General features: G+C 25.9%; 16 protein-coding genes and 1 tRNA gene. 8 read left to right on the top strand and 9 right to left on the bottom strand.

Translation table 11 applies throughout. From position 1 onward, the window contains the following. Nucleotides 1-30 precede the first annotated feature (30 nt). Nucleotides 31-624: an SIS domain-containing protein gene (locus HA145_RS07000; protein WP_209128478.1), complete on the bottom strand. Its 594-nt coding sequence runs from the start codon at nucleotides 622-624 to the stop codon at nucleotides 31-33. A 153-nt stretch (nucleotides 625-777) separates the two neighbouring features. After that, nucleotides 778-1,539 carry a 5'-methylthioadenosine/adenosylhomocysteine nucleosidase gene (locus tag HA145_RS06995; RefSeq protein WP_209128477.1) on the bottom strand — a complete coding sequence of 254 codons (762 nt, stop codon included), beginning with the start codon at nucleotides 1,537-1,539 and terminating at the stop codon, nucleotides 778-780. A gap of 44 nt (nucleotides 1,540-1,583) precedes the next feature. Between HA145_RS06995 and HA145_RS06990 the strand changes: the two genes are divergently transcribed. Then, on the top strand, nucleotides 1,584-2,102 hold the full coding sequence (locus HA145_RS06990; RefSeq protein WP_209128476.1) for an adenine phosphoribosyltransferase: 519 nt from the start codon (nucleotides 1,584-1,586) through the stop codon (nucleotides 2,100-2,102). Between the two features lie 186 nt (nucleotides 2,103-2,288). Then, nucleotides 2,289-2,361: transfer RNA gene (locus HA145_RS06985), tRNA-Ala, on the top strand. A 350-nt stretch (nucleotides 2,362-2,711) separates the two neighbouring features. On the opposite strand, the gene HA145_RS06980 is transcribed toward HA145_RS06985, so the two are convergent. The 4 genes from HA145_RS06980 to HA145_RS06965 form a co-directional block, all read right to left on the bottom strand. Continuing rightward, nucleotides 2,712-3,119 (bottom strand): hypothetical protein, encoded by a 408-nt coding sequence (locus HA145_RS06980; RefSeq protein WP_209128475.1) that lies wholly within the window; start codon nucleotides 3,117-3,119, stop codon nucleotides 2,712-2,714. Next, nucleotides 3,116-4,702 (bottom strand): sugar phosphate nucleotidyltransferase, encoded by a 1,587-nt coding sequence (locus HA145_RS06975; RefSeq protein WP_209128474.1) that lies wholly within the window; start codon nucleotides 4,700-4,702, stop codon nucleotides 3,116-3,118. The genes HA145_RS06980 and HA145_RS06975 overlap by 4 nt, the downstream gene beginning before the upstream one ends. 2 nt (nucleotides 4,703-4,704) lie before the next feature. Continuing rightward, nucleotides 4,705-6,072, bottom strand: a complete 1,368-nt coding sequence (locus tag HA145_RS06970; RefSeq protein ID WP_209128473.1) for a KpsF/GutQ family sugar-phosphate isomerase — start codon at nucleotides 6,070-6,072, stop codon at nucleotides 4,705-4,707. Between the two features lie 272 nt (nucleotides 6,073-6,344). Beyond that, nucleotides 6,345-7,664, bottom strand: a complete 1,320-nt coding sequence (locus HA145_RS06965; protein WP_209128472.1) for a glycosyltransferase — start codon at nucleotides 7,662-7,664, stop codon at nucleotides 6,345-6,347. 171 nt (nucleotides 7,665-7,835) lie between these two features. Here HA145_RS06965 and HA145_RS06960 point away from each other — a divergent pair, with 171 nt between their 5' ends. Beyond that, nucleotides 7,836-9,470 carry a hypothetical protein gene (locus HA145_RS06960; RefSeq protein WP_209128471.1) on the top strand — a complete coding sequence of 545 codons (1,635 nt, stop codon included), beginning with the start codon at nucleotides 7,836-7,838 and terminating at the stop codon, nucleotides 9,468-9,470. Between the two features lie 15 nt (nucleotides 9,471-9,485). After that, nucleotides 9,486-10,430, top strand: a complete 945-nt coding sequence (locus HA145_RS06955) for a class I SAM-dependent methyltransferase (protein WP_209128470.1) — start codon at nucleotides 9,486-9,488, stop codon at nucleotides 10,428-10,430. A 407-nt stretch (nucleotides 10,431-10,837) separates the two neighbouring features. Here HA145_RS06955 and HA145_RS06950 read toward each other — a convergent pair whose 3' ends face one another. Beyond that, on the bottom strand, nucleotides 10,838-12,253 hold the full coding sequence (locus HA145_RS06950; protein ID WP_209128469.1) for a nucleotide sugar dehydrogenase: 1,416 nt from the start codon (nucleotides 12,251-12,253) through the stop codon (nucleotides 10,838-10,840). Between the two features lie 123 nt (nucleotides 12,254-12,376). Between HA145_RS06950 and asnB the strand changes: the two genes are divergently transcribed. From asnB to HA145_RS06935, 3 genes are read left to right on the top strand one after another with little or no spacing between them, the layout of a single operon-like run. Continuing rightward, the gene (asnB, locus tag HA145_RS06945; protein ID WP_209128468.1) at nucleotides 12,377-14,167 is read left to right on the top strand and encodes an asparagine synthase (glutamine-hydrolyzing); all 1,791 of its coding nucleotides are present in this window, start codon (nucleotides 12,377-12,379) and stop codon (nucleotides 14,165-14,167) included. 7 nt (nucleotides 14,168-14,174) lie between these two features. Beyond that, on the top strand, nucleotides 14,175-15,422 hold the full coding sequence (locus HA145_RS06940) for a glycosyltransferase (protein WP_209128467.1): 1,248 nt from the start codon (nucleotides 14,175-14,177) through the stop codon (nucleotides 15,420-15,422). Nucleotides 15,423-15,435: 13 nt separating this feature from the next. Next, on the top strand, nucleotides 15,436-17,199 hold the full coding sequence (locus tag HA145_RS06935) for an acyltransferase family protein (protein ID WP_209128466.1): 1,764 nt from the start codon (nucleotides 15,436-15,438) through the stop codon (nucleotides 17,197-17,199). Nucleotides 17,200-17,210: 11 nt separating this feature from the next. Here HA145_RS06935 and HA145_RS06930 read toward each other — a convergent pair whose 3' ends face one another. Beyond that, entirely contained in the window at nucleotides 17,211-17,807 is a 597-nt protein-coding gene (locus HA145_RS06930; RefSeq protein ID WP_209128465.1) for a VTT domain-containing protein, read from the bottom strand. Between the two features lie 365 nt (nucleotides 17,808-18,172). Continuing rightward, nucleotides 18,173-19,987, bottom strand: a complete 1,815-nt coding sequence (locus HA145_RS06925; protein ID WP_209128464.1) for a hypothetical protein — start codon at nucleotides 19,985-19,987, stop codon at nucleotides 18,173-18,175. Between the two features lie 554 nt (nucleotides 19,988-20,541). Between HA145_RS06925 and HA145_RS06920 the strand changes: the two genes are divergently transcribed. After that, a complete protein-coding gene (locus HA145_RS06920; protein ID WP_209128463.1) occupies nucleotides 20,542-21,582 on the top strand; it encodes an NAD-dependent epimerase in 1,041 nt (346 codons plus the stop codon). Nucleotides 21,583-21,595: the final 13 nt, after the last annotated feature.

Raw genomic sequence — 21,595 nt, 5'->3', positions numbered from 1 at the left:
CTTCAAATACATAATTATCTTATAAGTTCTTTATGAGGAAACAGAATACTCTGCTTCACCAACAATTAAATCTATAATTAAGGTCAACCAAATAGTATGTATTGATTCGACGATGTTATAAGCTCTACTATTTACCCAAAGAGCACAATCAGAATTTGTATTTAATAAGTTTTTTTTATCTGCGCCTGTAAAACTTATTGTTTTAATATTTTTTTGCTTTGCGTAATGAAATCCATTGATTAAATTTTTAGATTGTCCACTAACGCTTATAAAAAAAACAAGATCTCTTTTCTCCGCATAATAGGAAAGTGCTTTTTCTACCCATTTTTCATATCCATAATCATTTGATAAGGCAGTTATAAGATTGTGATCATTAAACGAGATAGATTTTATTTTTGCTTGTTTAGTAAAGTCAGTTGAAGCATGACTTGCAAGTGAGGCGCTTGCACCATTGCCTACAAATATTAATTTACCTCCTTGGTCGGTAGTATTAAGAATGAGATCTCTTGCCTCAATCAATTTTTTATCATCTCTTGCTTCGAATAATATCTTGTAATATCTAGACCAATAATCGTTTAAGAAAGAAATATCTTTACTAGAAGTTATCTTTTCTTTATGTATCATCTTCTTATTGATTGGTAATAATAGATTAAGTTAACATCCTCTGAATGATTTAGCATTATTTAATGAAGTTAATTTTAAAAACTTACTTAAATTCAACTTATAAATAATTTTCATTTTTTGTATAATCAATAAAATTAAAAATCTAATTAATACTCAAACCAGTATCTTTGGAATATCTTCTAATATACAATCTAATAATTCCCAAGAATAGAAAACATAATCTTTGAGAAATTGATCAAAGTCAATCATAGAATTAGAATTAGCACTATCTGAAATCACTCTTATGATTGCCCAGGGAATCCTTTCTTGCTCCGCAACTTGAGCAACTGCAGCTCCTTCCATTTCAATAGCTTCTAAGTTAGGTATTTGATCTTTTAATCTTTTTATTACACTTTCATCTGAAATAAATGAATCTCCTGTAGCAATTAATCCCTTTCTAATCACTCCAAATTTTTTTAAAGAGCCATTATTTAAGCGATTTGTTAGTGAATTAAAAATCCAGTCGATCAAATAATTATTACACTTTATTTTTGCCTTTTTTAGAGATGGTAGAACAAATTTATCAAAAATTGGTCTGGCATCCATATCATGCTGCATTACTTCATCAGCGATGACTATATCCCATTGATTTAGATTTTTATTTGCCGCTCCTGCAACTCCTGTAAAAAGGATTAAATCTACTTTGTTAATGCCTGATAGAATTCTTGTTATTGCTCTAGCAGAGCTTACTTTACCCCATCCACTCCAAGCTAAAGTTACATATACAGATTTATAATTTGGAATTTTTTTCTTTAATTTCCCATAGTATATTTTTAAATCTCCATATTCAGATAAAGTTACATTCTCTAAGTTATCAATAGCAGTCCCAATCTCTTCAGGCATTGCGCTAAGCAGACCTATATTTATAGATTCCATATTTTTAGATACAATGCCCTTAAATATAAAGTAATTTCATCAAAATGAAAAATAACAAGTTGAAATTTGCAATTGATTCATATAAAGACTTTCCTATAGAAGGGATAGTTTTTAGAGATGTACTTCCAATTTTAAAAAATCCTGAAGTTTTTAATTTTTTAATTAAAAAAATGTCTTCTAATAATCTTCTTAAAAGTTCTGATGCCATAATCGCTATAGATGCTAGAGGTTTTATATTTGGTTCTGCAATATCATTTCACTTGGCCAAGCCATTAATTGTTGCTCGTAAGCCTGGTAAATTGCCAGGTGAAATTATAAGTAAATCATATGATTTGGAATACGCTTCCAACTCATTATCAATTCAGAAAAACTCTATTTCTGACTTTCAAACTTTTTTTATTATTGACGATTTATTAGCAACAGGGGGCACAGTAAATTGTGTTGTAGATATTATAAATTCTCAAAATAAACAAGTAACAGGTTTATCAGTAGTTATAGAACTTAAAGACTTAAATGCAAAATCTAAATTTAATTTCCCTGTAGAATCTCAATTAATTTATTAATAAAAATAGTTTTTTAGTGCTGGTGAGATTTAATTTTGCTTTCAATATAATCAATAATTTAACTTTTTTTTCTCTTAAATTTTTAACCAAAGATTTGATTTATAAAATCCTTTAAAGTAATATAGAAATTACAGGCGTTAGTAAAAAATCTCATAATAGATTGATAAGACTAACGTTTAAAGATTTGGGGCCATAGCTCAGCTGGTAGAGCACCTGCATGGCATGCAGGTGGCCAGCGGTTCGAGTCCGCTTGGCTCCATTTTTTTTTTTTTAAAAAATTACTTAAAAATAAATTAGGAAATTCTTAAATTATTTTTAATTCGATTAGTGAAATTTCTTTTTTTGTTTATACTTTAATAAATAGAATATAAATTATATTTAAACTATTATTAAGAACTTTTTAAAATACATAAAAAAAAATAAAGAATAATAAAGATTTTTGAACAAACTAAATTTGCTTAACTAATAGAAATAAATCTTTAAATTAATATTAAAGATTATTTTCAATTAATAATTAATAGGATTAAAAATATTTAATTAAAATTTATTTTATTATGTTTAACATTTATATATTTTTATTAAATAGTTATAATCTTAAAAACTATTTATTTAAATACTTTGGTCTTCATTTAAAATAAATTCAGGAAAATTATCTCTATCAATATTAATAGCTAAAGAAGTAATCATGCCTGATGGCTTGGAGTCATTTATTAGAATTCTTTCTCCGTGGGGTAGTCCATAAATAATGGTAAAATTCTGTTTAATATTAAGAATTTCTTTTAAAGAAGTTTCACACAATTTAGACAAAGAAGAACTCCTAGAAGTAGTAAAAATTAAAAAATCATTTTCTGAAATCTGATCAAAGAATTTTTGCACATTAGAGTTGACTATTATATCAAAACCATTTTCTTTGTATTTATTGTGTTTAAATATCGTTCCGTCTAAATCAATAAACCAAGTATGTGATAGTTTACTAATTTTTAAATTTATTTTATTATTATTTGGATTGATAATCATTTTTTAAGAAGAGAAAAATACTGACATCCTATAAAATAGGAAGTTATTATTGAATCATAATCATCTACGCAATAACCAGTTAGGCTTAACCATATAAAGGAATGAATAATTTTAATGTCATCTATATTTTTTATTTTTTTTTCAAGCCATTTTATACTTTTAAGATATAAATTATCTTTTCTCCATATCGAAAAGTTGAAAACTTTCTCATTGTATTCATAATCAAAAAGTTTCCTATTAAAAAAGTCGTATCCTCCTTTAATACTATAATACAATTTTGCTAAATCATATCTTGGATCTCCATAAATTCCTTCATCATAGAAATATCCTCTTGGATCAATAAATTTCACGCAATTAGAATCAGATTTATAGATATTATTGGATAAAGTAGGGTCTCCGTGAATAGGTCTAAAGTGGCTAATAAAAGATAATCTCTTAAATTTTTCTTTTAGTAGATCTCGCCAATTACTATGAGCAACCAAATTAATGCATTCTATATTGTTAATTAAAATTTTAGATTCTTTTTTTGGTAGAAGAGAGAATACAGACTCAATTCTTTGAATTGTTTTGTTTAAGTAAACTTCTTCCAATGAATTTATTTTTATTGGAACTTTATTTAGATTATGAAGATTAGATAAGGAGCTATAACAATATTTTGTATATTGCAACATCTCATCTTCATTTTGAATTTCAAAATAACTTTTTCCATTAATTTTCTCCATAATTAATTTATTACCATCTTTAATTATTCCTTTAGGAATATCCATATATCCTAATTTTAAAACCTCAAGATACCATTTATATTCTCGTTTTATTAACTTCTGGAAATCTTTAAAAACTGATTCTTTTATAATTTTGCCATTATCAAATTTTATTTTATTAAAATAACGAGTCGTATTTTTTTCGTTGTAAAGTGATATTAGATTTTCATAATCACCAAGTTCAAGAAATCCATCTATTGATTTTATGTTTATAAATTTAAAATTAATTTTTTCGCTCATTAAACGAACAAATTCTCCAGAATCTCCATAAAAATCAATTAATTTTTTATTGGGAATATAAAATATACCTAAAACTCCTTTTTCGGAGGATGATTTTTCAATTAGATTAATTTTGTTATTTTTTCTTTCTATGGACCAACGACAAGTTACTCCTTTTGAATAGAAAATTGTAATCTTATCTTTTATCTTAATAACTTCCTTTATCATTTTTTTATAGTATTGGTAATCATAAGTAGGAACTAAATCACACCATGAATATAAAATTGGTGATGAAATATCAAATTCTTTAATTGTTTTTTTTAGACCTGCTACAGTCCCTTTGGCTGGTTTACTTGATATAAGGTCAATCTTTATTTCAGGATGGAAATTTTTCAAGTAAGGCAAATATTCCATAAAAATATCCTCTTTATAATCAACAATAATTATTACTCTTTCACATATGTTTCTAATTGAAAAAACATCTATTAAATGACTTACTAAAGGTTTTGAATTATATGTAACTAATGCTTTAGGTTTATTTTTGGTAAAAGTTTTAAGTCTCTTCCCACTTCCTCCAGCTTGTATTAAAAGTGTATATTTCATGTTTATATAATTTCAAGAACATCATAAACACTTATTAAACCAACTATTTTAAAATCATCTTCTAATACAAAGCATGAGATTATTCTTTTTTCTTTTAAATAATTTGCTGCTTCTCCAAGAGTTATTTCCTTATTAATTCTGCAAAAATTTTTATTTACTGCTGATATAGGATTATTAATTTCTCCTTTTTCAATTAATTTTCGAAGGTCAAAATCTGAAATTATTCCTAATAGCTTATCTTCTTCATCTACAACTCCTACTATCCCAAATCTTCCTTGAATAAATTTGGTTAAAATATCACTAAATTTCAATTCATTTATTCTTATTATAGGTAGTTTTTTATGCATAACTTGATGAACAGGTGTTAACATTTTTCCTAATTTGCCTGCAGGGTGAACTTCTGCAAAATCATCTTTGCTGTGATTTTTTCTTTGAGATACTGTAAGTGCTATTGCATCGCCAATTGATAAAGTAACAATTGCAGAGGTTGTTGGAGCTAATCCTAAAGAACATGCTTCTCCAGTATCTGGTAATAAAAGTACCCTTTCTTTATCGATTAACTTAGTTAACGAAGATTTTTCAGAGAAAGTTATTGCTAAAACACTTATTTTTTTTTTATTACATAAAGAAATAATTGGTGGAAATTCATTTGCTTCCCCTGATTTTGAGATGAAAATCACGCAATCGTTTTCTTTTATTACGCCCATATCTCCATGTAAAGCCTCTGAGGCATGAAGAAAGATTGAGGAAATACCAAGGGAAGAAAATGTTGCAGAAAGTTTTTTTGCAATGTGTCCTGATTTGCCTATTCCACAGAAAATTACTTTTCCAACATTTTTTTCAATTTCTTCGCAAAAGAAAACAAAATTTGAGTTAAGGCTTTGATTTAATTTTATTAGTCCAAAGATTGCGTCATTTATAACTTTCCTACCTATGTCTTTTAAGTTTTTATTTTCCTCAAGATCTGTTATGTAATTATCTTTATCTTGTAGTTCATTATAACTTTTTTCTTCTTTAATATCACTGTTAGTAATTTTGTTAATTAGCTTTTTGATTTTAGCTCTTTCATCATTCAATTTATATTCCAGTTTGGATAATTCAACATAGTTTTCCCCAAAAGATTTTTCTCTATCTAAGTTTCTTCGTTGTTCACAAACATTCCATAAACTATAGTTTGTTTCAAATAATTTTCTCTCTAAAGATTTTAAAGAGTTCGATAAATCCAACAAATCAAATTTTTTTTGAAGAATAAATAATTCGTATTTTATATTTTTTAAAGAAATTGGGTTCTTAATTTTCTCTGATTTTATTTGTAAGATTGTAATTTTATCTACTAATTCTCCTATAGATATTAATATCTCACATTTCATGATTTTGAAAACACCATATTTTTTATTTTAGCAAATAGATTATTCTGAAATTTGACAATTTACTTTTTAGTTTTATTTTTGGTAAATTTAGGCTTATTATTGGATTTTTTAGAAATTATAAACTAGATTTAGTAAGAATAATTTAATTAAAAGTTTTTAAAGCTTAATCAATAAGATACTATTCATAAACAAACTAATAAATATATGTGATATTAAAAACGTAATTTATCATAAATTGCTTTAAACATATTATTTAAAAGTTAATTTAAAAATCAACTAAACAAAGTTTCTTCTAGTAAAGGGAGGTTATACTTTGGATTATAAGATTTATCCCATAATATTCTTCCTTTTTTAGATAATTTTTTCGAAATCTCAGGATTTTTTGCTAATAAATAAAGTTTTTGAACAAAATCATTATGATCATCGCATAGAAATAAGTCTCTATCATTAATGGCTTCAATCAATCCATACCCACTACTTTTATGGGCAATTACTGGAATTGAATTTGATAAGGCACTTATTATTCTTGTACGAATGCCAACATGGTAATTCATTGGTGCAAAAAAAACATCATTAGAAGAATATAGATCTTGAATATTTTCAATATTTCCAAGGAAATTTACCTTAATATTTTTTGAAATTTTGCTGAATGCTTTTTCAGAATTATAATCAAAATGTCCAACTAAGTTAATAATGATATTCTCTTCATAAATATTCTCAAAATCATTAAGTATTTTGATCATTTCGCTTATCATTAATGAACTAGCAGTAGTTCTTAAATCTCCAACGTGTATAATATGAAATCCTTCTTTTTTGTTATTTAATGTATTTAATTCTTCAGGTTGAGGAGTAAAATATTTTGTTAAACTTATGTCAAGGCCTCTTAAATTATAAAAGTATTTCTCAAATGGACTAAATGTAGAAAGCTTTAAATTATTTTTCTTTTTTCTTTTTGAATATTTTATCAATTTAATAACAAATATACTTTGAAGATATAGATTAATGAAAACAATAAAACTAATTAAAGTTGATTTTAAATTTTTTATTTTTAAATTTTTATTTATTAAGAGTTTACAATTAGATATAAAAAGTTCAAGATGTTTCAGTTCTCTACTATCTCCAAAAATAATTAAGCCTTTTTTTGAGAAAAAAAGGCTTGCAATTATCCAACCGAAATCTGCAAAAATTAAAACCCTATCATATGGCTCTTGATGTAGTTTATCTAATAATTTATATTTTAATTTGAGTTCTTTTGAGGAAACAAAGTAGGGAAAAAGATTAGAAAAAAATCTAAATCTTTTTGAATATCTAGTATTAATTTCATAATCTATTTGACTTTCATAATTAAAAATTTTTAATTCTATTGATCCTGATTCAACTTTATTTTCCCCCCCTGAATTATTACTTTCAAGAATCTGTTTAAAGTATTTTTTGGAATCAAATTTGCTTAAAAATTCATTTTCAGACCAGATCCCAAGGGTTAAATCATGTTTTTTTTTAAAAAAATACTCTATTACTTGATAATTAAATAAGCCTGAACCGCCTTGCTTTTTTGATATTGCTCCTGTAGTTAAATAAAGTATTTTTGCCATAAATTTTTTTTTATAATCTTATCGTAAATGTTCTTAAAAACAATTAATTAATTGAAGATTACTTAAGAATTGAAAAAAAAGATAAATATTCAATTAAAATTAGATATGATTATGTGATAAATCTGAACAATCTCACATACTTTAAAATATAAAATTTAAATCTAAGATTTGATGTTGAGGAAAATTATTTTAAAATTAACTTTTTATTTTGAAATTATTTTAGATTTTTTAAATTGGACTTCTTATTTTCAAAAAAAACATTTACTTTTTCAGAAAAGTTTTGATAATCACCAAATTGCCTTAATAAGTAATTTACATTCAAATATTGCTTCTTCAAAAGTAGACGCAATATTTACAATAGGACTAAGGAAGAAAAATCATAAAATTGTTGTTTTATTGAACAAAAAAAATATTTATACTCAATTAATTTACGTTATTTTGGGTAAAGTAGAATTTATTTATTTAGAAGACTTTATTTTTCCAGAAGACTACAAAATAAGCAAAAAAAGAGTTAAAAAAATAATCTCTCAGAATAAGAATACTAGAAGTCTTTTTAATTACGAGGAAAATAATGTGCGACTTGGAAGAAATGCATTATCATCTACATTAAGAAAATTAAGAATAGGTTCATTAAATTTTGAAAATCAGCAACATATTAAAGAAATAGAAAAAAATCTTTTATTATCTTTAAATTCAAAAGTAGCAACTGAAAGAATTCTTAATTACATAAAGCCAAACCTTTTAATTTTTATAGAGAGAGGTTATAGCCCTTCAGGAGAACTTTTTGACAATGCCTTGAATATGGGTATAAATGTAATTCAATATCTTAGTGGTCCTGAAAATAATAATCTAATCTTTAAAAGTTATAACTCAAAAAATAAAAATGATCATCCTATTTCTATAGGTAAAGATACCATGAAAGTTTTAAATAATTTAAAATTTGATTCTCAAGATCAAAAGAAAATAATTGATAAAATAAAATCTAATTATGAAGATGGTAAATGGTTTAATAGGCAACAATTACAATTGGGTAAATTAATATTTTCCCCTGATGAAACTAGAAAATTATTAAAAGTAGAAAAAGGGAGAAAGGTTGCTGTGATTTTTTCACATATCTTATATGATGCTACTTTTTTTTATGGAAATAACATTTTTGAAGATTATGAAAAATGGCTTATAGAAACTATTAAATTTGCTATTGATAATACTAATTTAGATTGGATTATTAAGGTTCATCCCGTAAATGTTTGGAGAAGCAAAATGGATAAAAAGCCTTTGGAACAATTAGAATTAATATCAGTAAAGAAGCATATTGGTAGTTTACCTTCTCATGTTCGTTTCCTTCACGCTGATAGTAAGGTTAATACTTATTCTTTGTTTAATTTAATTGATTATGGATTAACAGTTAGAGGAACAATTGGTATGGAATTACCTTGTTGGGGGATACCTGTTGTTACTGCAGGAACTGGAAGATATTCTGGAAATGGTTTCACAATAGATCCTGACGATATAAAAACTTATCAACAAACTTTAGAAAATATTCATAATTTATCTAAATTATCAAAAGAAGAAATATTAAGGGCTCAAAAGTATGTTTATGCAGTTTTATATGGGAAGCAAATTAAAACAAATAGTTTTAAAATTGTAAACTATCCCAATAAAGAAAATTCTAATTTCCAATCTAATACATTTGTTGATAGGCGATTTTCTAACAACTTTTTAGATGTTGATTATATCACTGATTGGATGGTTAACCCCATAAATAGTGACTTGATGTCTGAAATATTTTTTAAAAAATTAATTTAGATAATATATAATATTATGATGAACAAAATTAAGTTTGAGAAAGTCATCAATAGTGAATTGTTCTCAAATTATATAAATAGTAAAGGTGTTTGGATTAGAAAGGGTTTTAAAAATTATCAGGGATATGCTGATAATTTTGGATTACAATGGAATAAATTTCAATTAACTCAATTTGATTCATATAATGGGACATCAAATTCTGAACAAAGATTATTTCAATGTTCAGGATGGAATTCTAATTCTCTTAAAAATAAATTTGTTTTAGAAATTGGTTCTGGGGCTGGAAGATTTACTGAAATTTTACTTAAGTATGGTGCAAAAGTAGTCAGTATAGATATGTCAAATGCAGTTTTTGCAAATTCAAAAAATAATTCTTGCGAAAATCTCTTATTGATAAAAGAAAGTCTTTATAACCTACCTCTAAATTATAATTCTTTTGATTTTGTATTATGTTATGGCGTTGTTCAACATACACCAAATTTAGTTAAAACATATTTAACATGTATAGAGTTTTCAAAATCTAATGGCTTATGTGCTTTTGATCACTATAAAAAATATTATATTCCTAACCCTTATTATCATCCTAAATATTTTTGGCGCCCAATTACAAAAAATATTGATCCAAAAATTTTATTAAAAATAATAGAAACTTATATACCTTTATATTTTGATTTTGATACTTTTATTAAAAGTATTCCCAAAATTGGTAATGTTTTAGCAGGTTGTATTCCTATACCATGTTGGAATTATTCTGGTAAGGAAAGTGTTATTCAAGAAAAAACAAACCTAATAGAGTGGTCTATTATGGATACTTTTGATGCTTTAGGAGCTAAATATGACGAACCATGGAGTTTAAGAAAGTTAAAAAAATTTGCAACTAATTTACCAGTTAAGAAATTTAATGTAGGAGTAGGAGGTAATGGGATATTACTAAATACTTATGGGAATTTAAATTGTTAGATAATTATTTATTTATTTAGTTTTCTTAAAAATAAAATACCAATCATTGATAATTTATCTAGTAAATTAACAATTTTTTCTTAGCTCTTTTTGGAATATTATCTATTTCTTTATCACCCCATATTCAAATTCTTTAAAATACGCATATAGATAAATAAGTTGGGATTATAAATAATGCTATTTTTCTAGTTCCTTAATTTATATATTTTTTTTACATGAGAAAGGGATCCAACAAAGAAAAGTAATTCGCCTGGCTTTTTATTTTGTAAATTACTTTCTTTGAAGAATTAGTTGGCTTCTTTTCTCGCTAAATTGTAAATATCTATTGAAATTAAATCTTTTGTAATATGATATCAATTTTGTTTAAGATCTATAATTATTTTGGATATATCTAACTCCAAAATTTGTTAAACACCTACTTGCCAAATATTTATATTATTTTTCTTTGCGATATATTTATTTGTAATTCCTCGTGTATCAAAAAGCCAAGATGGTGATCTCATAATACATGAAATCTCATGCCAATTAATATTTGCAAATTCCTCCCATTCTGTTAATACAACCAGAGCATCTGAATTATTTGCAGTTTTATATAAATTATCTTCTACTAACCATGAGTCACTACTGTATTCAACATTACTACTAATACATGCATTTTTTAAATCCATATCAATTTGTAGGTTGTTGACTTTTGGATCGTATATTTTTAGTTTAGCTCCTTCTTCTATTAAATCCCTACAAATATTAATTGCAGGAGATTCACGAGTATCATTTGTGTTTGCTTTAAATGCAAAACCTAATATACCTATACATTTATTTGATAGGGTTCCAAAGAGTTTGTGGACTATAATTTCTGAAATCCTTTTTTGTTGCCAATTATTAATATCTAAAATTTTCTCCCAATAAGAGGCTACTTCCTCCAAGCCATAATAATTACTTAAATAAACAAGATTCAAAATATCTTTTTTAAAACAACTGCCTCCAAAGCCTGGACCTGCTTTCAAAAAATTTGAACCAATTCTATTATCCATTCCAACTGCTTCGGCTACATCGCTAATATCAGCTCCAGTAGATTCACATATTGCTGAAATTGAATTAATTGAACTTATTCTTTGAGCAAGGAAGGCATTAGCTGTTAGTTTACTTAATTCAGAACTCCATAAATTTGTTTTTAAAATTTTTTGAGGTTCCACCCAATTTAAATAAATATTTTCAAGCGCTTCTATAGCTTTTAAATCATCTCCACCAATTAGTACTCTATCAGGATTTTCTAAATCATTAATTGAAGTACCCTCAGCGAGAAATTCAGGGTTTGATAGAACCGAAAAACTTTTTGAATTGGGCATATTTTTTTTATCTAATGAATCTTTGTTAGAAATGAGGATTGATTTAACTGTCTCTGCAGTTCTTACGGGCAGTGTACTCTTCTCAACCACAATAGTATTTCCAGTTGAAAATTTTGAAATCTGTCTAGCAGATGCTTCAACCCATCTTAGATCTAATGCTTGTCCTGCTCCTACTCCTGTTTGTTTAGTAGGAGTATTAACAGATAAGAAAATCATATCCGCTTCAAATATTGCTTGTTCAATATTAGTTTTGAAAAACAGATTCTTATCTCTACATTTCTTTATTAATACATCTAAACCTGGTTCATATATTGGTAAATTTGAGAGATTCTTATCATTCCATGCTTCAATCCTTTTTTCATTAATATCTACTACCGTTACATTAATATTTGGACATTTAGAAGCAATAACTGCCATAGAAGGACCACCTACGAAACCAGCTCCAATACAACAAATATTTTTTATCTTATAATTCATCAATTAAAATTTTTTGATTAATAATATTGGGTAATAATATAAGTTATCTATGGTTAAATAACATTAAGATCATTGAATACTGTAGCATTAGCTATAGTTTGATTATCCAGGATACATTAAAAAATGTGCGGAATTGTTGGGTTGATAGGTTCACAATCTGGAAACTGGATTAATGAGATGAATGATGCGCAGTATCATAGAGGTCCAGATGAAGATGGACTATATAGTGATGGAGATGAGATTTCATTAGCAATGAGGCGCTTATCAATAATGGATATTGAAGGAGGAAGTCAACCTTTAATTTCCAATGATAGGCAATATGTTCTTATATATAATGGGGAGATATTTAATGCATTTGATTTACGCTTTGATTTAGAAAAAAAGGGAGAAATATTTAATACTAATAATTCTGATACTGAACTGCTTTTTAAAATACTGCAAAAGGAGGGAATTTATTCTGTCCGTAAACTTAATGGCATGTTTTCTTTTGCTTTTTTAGATAAAGTAAACAATAAACTTTTTCTTGCTAGGGATCGTTTTGGAATTAAACCACTTTATTACACTACTCAAAATGGTTTTTTTGCCTTTTCTTCTGAGTTAAAAAGTATTTTAAGTTTACCTTTTATAAAAAGAGATATAAATATGCAAAGTCTATTTAACTATCTTAGTTTATCTTATGTAAATGGTTATGATTCCATTATAGAGGGTATAAAACGTTTAAACCCAGGACATATATTAGAATATGATTTAGGAAGGAAAGAATTAAAAATAATTAGATGGTGGGAGCCATTATTTAATCCAAATAATGATTTAAATATTAATAATATTTCCAATGAAATTTTAGACAAACTTCAATCTTCAATAAAAAGATGGACTATTTCTGATGTAGATATTGGCGCTTGTTTATCTGGAGGACTTGATTCATCTGCAATTGTTGCCTTATCTCACAAATTGGGTAAATCTATTAAGACTTTCTCATTAGGATTTGATGATGAATATGCAAAAGATTTAGATGAATTGCCTTTGGCTAGAAAAGTTGCTTTAGAATTTGGTACTGAGCATATGGAAATAATTTTAAAACCTGAAGATATTCTTGAAGATTTAAATTCTATGATTTCATCAATCGATGAACCATATGCTGGAGGATTACCTACATGGTTCGTTTTTAAGTTTATGTCTAAATATCTTAAGGTTGGTTTAACTGGTACTGGGGGAGATGAACTATTTGGTAATTATGGAAAATGGTGTGGTCTAGAAAAAAAATTACCTTGGATATATAGAACTAGATCTAAATACAAAATAACGCGAAAAGTATTTGAAAATAAATTCTTTAATAAATTCTACTACTTTAAAAATTCGGACAAGATTTCTATCATAGAAAATATGGAAAAGCAATTCTCAAATACTTCTGATTATTTTTACGATCTTTTTTTAAATTCAAAAGCTTCCAATATTAGAGACTCTATTGCATGTACTGATTGGTTAACTCAGCTCCCAGATGAATTTCTTTTAATGAATGATAGATTTTCAATGGCACATTCTTTAGAAGCAAGAACACCTTTTCTTGATAATGAATTAATTGATTTGATTTTAAAAATACCATCTAATTTAAGAACAAAACAAAAAGATTTGAAATATCTTTTAAGAAAAACATTAAGTGGTATTCTCCCAGATGAAATTTTAAATGCAAAAAAAAAGGGATTTATTTTGCCAATAGATAGATGGTTGAGAACTAATTTAATGGGTCTTACTAAAGAATATTTAGATCCGATGCGCTTAAAAAAAGAGGGAATATTTAATCCAGATATTTATAGTAGATATGTCCTTCCACATTTTGAAGGTAAAAGTAACAACTCCATAAAAATTTGGACTTTATTAATGTTTCAATTGTGGAAAGAAAATAATTTGCGTTGAGGATTTAATGCATATACTACATTTTTCTACAAGTGACAAAATTGGGGGATCTGCTAAGTCTGCTTCAAGAATTCATAATGGATTAAAAAATAAAGGCATTAGTTCAAAAATGTTTGTTTGCGATAAATCTTCTAGTGATAATGATATTAAAGAAGTATCCAGAAATATAATTATTAAAAAATTTGACTACTACTCAAATAAGTTACTTCAAAAATTTGGAATTCAATATGGATTTATACCATCATCAATAAATTTGCATAATCATCCATGGATTTTAGACGCAGATATTATTCAACTTTTTAATATACATGGGGGTTATTTTTCATTTAATTTATTTAATAAAATAGCTAGAAAAAAACCAATAGTTTGGAGACTCTCTGATTTATGGCCAATAACTGGGCATTGTGCATATCCAGTTAATTGTGATAAATGGATAGACGGCTGTAACAGTTGCCCTGATCTCAAAAGTTATCCTTCCATAGGAATAGATACATCAAATTTACTTTGGGAAAAGAAAAAAAATAGTTATCTTGCTGCTAATTTAACAATTATTGCTCCTTCATCTTGGACAAGAGATGCTGCCAAATTAAGTCCTCTTTTTAATAGAAAGAAGATTCATTTAGTTCATAATGGTATAGATACAGATCAATTTAAAATAATTGATCGAAATAAAGCAAGAAAAAAGCTAGGAATATTTGATGAATCAAGAAAAGCTATTTTATTTTGTGCCCATGTAGCATTTGATAATCCAAGAAAAGGTACAGATATTTTATTAGAAGCTTTATTGAAATTTAAAAAAAGGTCAGATATATTTTTCATTCCAGTTGGTATTAATTCTCACAAATGGTTGAAAAAAATCCCAATTGATGTGTATCCATTTGAATTTAATAATGATCTAGATTTCATAAGGACCACTTACTCTGCGTGTGACGTAGTTTGCGTTCCCTCTTCTTTGGATAATTTACCAAATACAATTCTTGAATCTATGTCATGCGGAAAACCTATAGTTGCGATTGATACTGGTGGTATAAAAGATGTCATTAATCATAATGTTAATGGACTTTTATCTTCACCGAATGATGCAAAATCATTATTTAATAACCTTGACTTTATATTATCTAATGAGGAATGGAGAAGAAAAGCAGGTTTTAATAGTAGAAGAATAATAAAGGAGAATTTTTCAAAAGATAAAGAAATTTCTTCCATAATAAAAATATATGAAAATATTATTCAAGAAAACAACTTAACTAAATGAATATAATTTAATTATGAGAATAAAACACATTGATGGATTAAGAGCTTTTTCTGTAATTTCAGTTGTTTTATTTCATGCTTTACCTGATATATTTCCAAATGCTTATATCGGTGTTGATTATTTTCTCGTTATTAGCGGTTATGTAATATCAAAAAAATATATATTCACAGAGAATGATTTTAATTTTATTAATTTCTGGAAAAGAAGAATTATTAGATTATATCCTCAGTTATTAATATGTATTTTAATTTGTACTTTTTTTTCATTATTTATAATGTCTCCAAATTTATTGGAGAATTTTTTTCAGTCATGTGTCGCTACTTTATTGGCAGCTAATAATATTTTATTAGCTTTAACCTCAGGCTACTGGGGGACTGCAAATGAATTAAAGCCTTTATATACTACTTGGAGTCTTGCCTTAGAGGAACAGTTTTATTTATTATTATCTTTGTTTTTTGTTTTATTTGACTTTAAGAAAAGAAAAAAATTAGTATTTTTATTCGGTTTTATTTTGTTTATAACAAGCATATTTTTTTGCTTTAATAATGGTTTTTTTCTTCATAAATCAAATTATCTTTTACTGCCCTCAAGATTTTGGGAGTTTGGCCTTGGTATTATCGGTGCTTGGATTTCTGAAAAGCAATATAAATTGCCTAATTATGTATCACCTATATCATTTGGTGTAATTATTTTCTTTATATTTGAGAATTTCACTATTCCACAAGATGCACCATCAGTATTATTCTTTATTCCATTAACTTGTATTGCTCTAATTTGTATAGATTCTCCTAAAAATAATACACAAAAACTTCTTAGCTTTAAACCCATTTTATATTTAGGCTTGGCAAGTTATTCGATTTATTTATATCATCAGCCATTACTAGCATTTGCAAGATTAAGTTCATATGAAAAATTGGATCAGAATTCAAGCATTTTGATTATATTTATTTCAATTTTGTTAGGAACAATAATGTATGAATTAATTGAAAAAAAAGGGAATATTTTTTTAAAATTATTTAATAAATATAGTGAAAATTTGAGGACAATTGCACTACTATTTTTTTCTTTAATTATAGGAAGTATATCTTTTTGGGGTGTTTTAGGAAAAGGCTGGTTTGAATCAAGATTTCCTTATCTTCTTATAAATGGTGAAATACCTTTAGGTTTCTTAGGAGGTAAAGAATATACGGACATAGCATATAAATTTTTAAACAAAGAATTTAACTTCAATGATAATGAAATTAGAATTTTATTTATTGGTGATAGTAAAATTAGAGATTTAGTAAATGCTTTCATACTTATTGAAGAGGAATTGAATACAAAATTTGACTTATCCTATATTGGCTCTTATGATCCTCAAAATAATTTACATAAAAAAATTGCTAATAATTCACAACTTGTTTTTACACAAATGGACCATGAAAAGCTGACAAACCAGCCAGCAAATAAAATAATATTAGTAGAAACAAGAAAGAATTTTATACATAATATTAACCCACTTTTTCATAAAAAAGATATTAATGAAAGGATTAACTTTAGAGCTAAAGATTCTGAAATAAAAAAGGATTTATTCAAAATTACCAAAAATGGTCAGTTGGTTTTAAGCGATATTCAACCTTTTCTTGATGAAAAAGGTTTTAAAAAAATTACTGATAAGAATGGTAATTTAGTTTCTTTTGATGGAATACATTTATCAGGAGCTGGCGTAAGGATTTTAGGAGATAGTCTTAAAGAAAATAATTTTTTATTAGAGAAAATAAGAATACTGAAAAATTGAATATAAATTTTTTAAATTTTACCCAAAAGTTTTTTCTTTCTCTTTGATTTCTTATATAAATTGTTTCTTATTATTCTTATTAGGAATAGAATTACGAAGACAATAATACAACCTATAGAAATTGAAACAATTAAAGCTTCAGATTTATTAAATCCAAGCCCGATAAATTGTTCTTTAATATTTTTAGATTTACTTGCAGCAAAAATATAAAGAAATTGGGAAGGTATAAATGTTAAAACAGAACAGGTGAAATATTTTTTATATGGAATTTTGCAACTTCCTGCAGCAAAAGCAATAAGTGATGCTGGTATTACTGAAGAAAGAATTAATAAAAAAAGTTCTAAAAAACTCATTCGTTTTATTATTGGCGTATATTTTTTTGTTTTTAAATAAATTTTAGGAAAATTTTTCCTTACGAATTTTGTATATATTAAATTTGCAAATTTGTAATGTACAAAACCTGCCATTAGTCCACCTGCGATAGTTGTAAATCCAGCTATGATTATAGGATTTTGCTCATAATTAAGAATTACGAATGGCAATCCTGGTAAAGGTGAAACTGCAGTTATAAAAATAAGGAAAGTATAAGCAATAATTTCTAAAATCATTAAATTTTTAAAAAAGTTTTTATTAGATTGAATATGAAAATTAAATTTAACTTATTGGATTTGGATTTCTAATTTCCCCATTTTACTTGTATTAAAATAAATGCTAAGACATAACAATAACATGGCTTAATCATTAATATTTAAAAAATTTATAAATATAAGTTATATTGTGTAAAAATTTTTTTTATGAGTAATGATATCTTAAAAATATATAAATAAATAATCAAAAAATTTAATAAGTAAACACCTTTTATTCAATGAAATTTATTAAATTAAAAATAGATAAAATAATTAATCTAAACATTATTATTAATTAAAAAGTTCAATAATAAAATAGACTTTTAAAATTCTGTGTATGTAATTATTTAAAACTTAAACCCTAACTTAAAACCAAAATAAGTTTCTTTGGCATTTATCATTTCTCCAATATCATTAAAACTAAGTGCATCACTTACATATAAATCAATAAACTTATATCGATTTTTTGAAATCCTTAATGCTGAGGTGAAATTGCTGTCTGCATTTTTTAAAGCAGTATTCCTCTCAAGTATTATTGAATATTTGTCATTTATATCGAAAATTAAACTTGATCCAAGGGCGATTGGACTATCTGAATCAGTCCATGCAATTTTGGGAGTAATATTAAATCTAAATTTTTCGAAAAGATTTATTGTGTTGATATTTTCTAAGAAAAGGTAACCAGGCCAAGTATCTCCTAACGCTCTTCCAAAAGTCATTCTTATTCCAGAAGTAATTGGAAAGTATTCATTTTGTTTAATTAAGATAGCTTTTCCTCCAAATCTTATATTCTGTAAATTAGAACCAACATATGTACTTGAATGATAATTTTCCTTATTTTGTTTAAGGTTAGATCTACCAGTGCTTATTTCAAAATTGAAATTTCTGGAAATTCCAGTATTAATATTCGTCCATATTTCCGCATTATTATCAAAAGAGAAATCTATTAATATTTGACCTGGTTTAATAATTTCTGTATTAGTAACACTTAAACCCTCAAATTTATATTCATTACTAATATCAGAATTTTCTTTAAAATCTGATGAAGTTGGCTTATAAATCAATCTTGTCCCTAATATTAAATTGTTGTTACTAGGGATTGTTAGAATCCCAGTAGCTGGAGTTGCACCAAAACTATTAGTTAAATAACTTTGAAATGATACTTTTGGATCAATTGAATAATTAAAACCAAAATTATAAATAATTGCTTTTTTAAAAGTCAGATTTTCGTCAAAATAATTTTTTCCACTCAATGGAAAATAAGTTGAATTATAAATATGGAACCTCTCATTAAAATTGTGGGAAAAACCTAATCCGATACCAGAGTTTAATCCATAAAAAGACCCAGAACTATTTTCATTTACTTGTTCTTCGGGTAGGAATGTTAATTTTGGCGAAACAACTAAATTCGTCCTTCTTGAGATTTTAAATGTGCTTGGTAAAGCAAAAGATCCTATCAAATTTAAATTTTTAAATTCGTCAAGAGTTTTATCAAAAATATTTGAAGAATTACTTTCGCAACCAATACCATTACATCCTCCACTTTTGACATACCATGACTCTATTGATGTATCTAAAGAAGTTAATAATTTATTGCTTTTAAATATGTTTATTCTTGAACCTAATCCTGAACTTATCCATTTATTAGCAGGCTGTTTTTCTATATTGTTAATCTTGCTGTATAAAGGATCATCACTGTGAGAAAAAAATCCCATCAAAGTCATATGGTCATTTATTCCGTAACTAAGAAAAACAGAATAATTTTGGTTTGAGGCGCCTTTTTCTAATTCACTTTTATAATATGGAAATTGCTGATCAGCGTATATCATAAAATCTTTTTTATGCATCACATAAGAATTAGGAACAGCAAAACCTAAATATAATAATTCATTAGTTTTTACTTCATTATTTTCTGATACAAAATAATTATTTATTTTGGAATCTTTTTGAAATTTATATTTCAAAAATTCATTTTCTGATTCTTCAGAAATTTTTTCTGGATAATACTTTTCCCATTTTAATTTATTGTTTTTTTTGAATTTATTATTTGCATCTAAATCCCATTTTATTTCTTCGGCAAAAAATATTAAAAATGGGTTCCCAAAAAAGATAACAAATAAAAAGTATGCATAAAATTTATTTGAATTATTTTTGAAAATCATTGATTTTAATAGTATTTTTGTATTGGAATAGTTGTCAATAATATAATTTCTTTCTTAGACAAAATATTAAAAAAGATCGTAAAAAATTTATATAGTTGATTTTTTAGCAATTTATATGATTCATTTAAAAATAAAAGGAATGTTCCTATCTCAGCTATATTTAGTTTCTCTGAAATTACAATATTTATACTAATTAATAGTAATAAGTTTAATTGTTTTCTTCTATTAATCTTTAATTTTATAAAAATATTATAAAGAGTTTTGTTCATATATATTTTCTAATAAATTCTAAAAATACTTATTTAGAATATTAAAGTTTTCTATAGTTATTCAATACATAATAGGTTTTCTTTATTAATAAGGCAAGATATTTTTATAAAAAAATAGATTCAATTAAAAACCAAATATCAAAAAAAATAAGATTTATAAGGAAGTGAAAAATCATAAAAATTTTTTTTAAGCATCCTTTAGCTAAAAAATGTTAAATATTGGAGTAAAATTAAAAACTTATTGATTTTATAAAGTTAGATTAACTTAAATGAATAAAAGAAAATATGAATAATTTAATTACTGGAGCCGCTGGATTTATTGGTTTTCACTTAAGTTGCAAGTTAATAAAAGAAGGTAAATCAGTTGTTGGCTTTGATAACCTAAATAATTATTATGACAGCTCTTTAAAAGAAGCAAGACTTAAATATATCCATACTTTAAGTAAAAAATATGGTACAGAATTTAAATTCGTTAAAGGTAATTTAGAAGACTATAAATTATTAAAGGAAATTTTTAAAATAGATAATCCAAAAAATGTAATCAACTTAGCTGCTCAGGCAGGGGTTAGATATTCTATTGAAAATCCCTCTGCTTATGTACAATCTAATTTAGTAGGTTTCGGAAATATATTGGAATGTTGTAGAGAATTCAATGTTCACCATTTGGTATATGCCAGTAGTAGTTCTGTTTATGGAGGCAACAAAGATCTTCCTTTTAAAGAGTCTCATGGAGTTAATCATCCAATTAGTTTGTATGCAGCCAGTAAAAGAGCTAATGAATTGATGGCTCATACATATAGTCATTTATATTCTTTGCCAACAACAGGATTAAGGTTTTTTACAGTTTATGGTCCATGGGGAAGACCTGATATGGCATTATTTTTATTTACAAAAGCAATTTTAAATAATGAACCAATAAAAATATTTAATAATGGCGATATGCTAAGAGACTTTACATATATCGAAGATCTTATTGAGAGCCTCTATAGATTAATTAGCAAGCCTCCAATAGAAAATAATAGAGCTTCTTCATTTATCCCATCCGCAGAAGATAGTTGGGCTCCATTCAAAATTTTTAATATCGGCAATTCAAAGCCGACTCCTTTGTTGGACTACATTAAAGCAATAGAAGAATCATTGGGCATAGAGGCAAAAAAAGAGTTTTTACCAATGCAACCAGGCGATGTAGAAGCAACTTCCGCTAATTGTGAAAAACTTAAGCTATGGATTGGATATAAACCTTCTACATCAGTTAAAGAGGGAGTTTCTAAATTTATAGATTGGTACAAAAAGTATTATTTAATTAAAAAAAATTTTTTTAATTAAATAATTGTGGTTT

Origin of the sequence: Prochlorococcus marinus XMU1411, assembly GCF_017696075.1 — a bacterium.
GTDB classification, from domain to species: Bacteria; Cyanobacteriota; Cyanobacteriia; order PCC-6307; family Cyanobiaceae; genus Prochlorococcus_A; species Prochlorococcus_A marinus_V.
The sequence above is the reverse complement of the archived record's forward strand: the minus strand, read 5'-3'. Positions and strand labels throughout refer to the sequence as shown.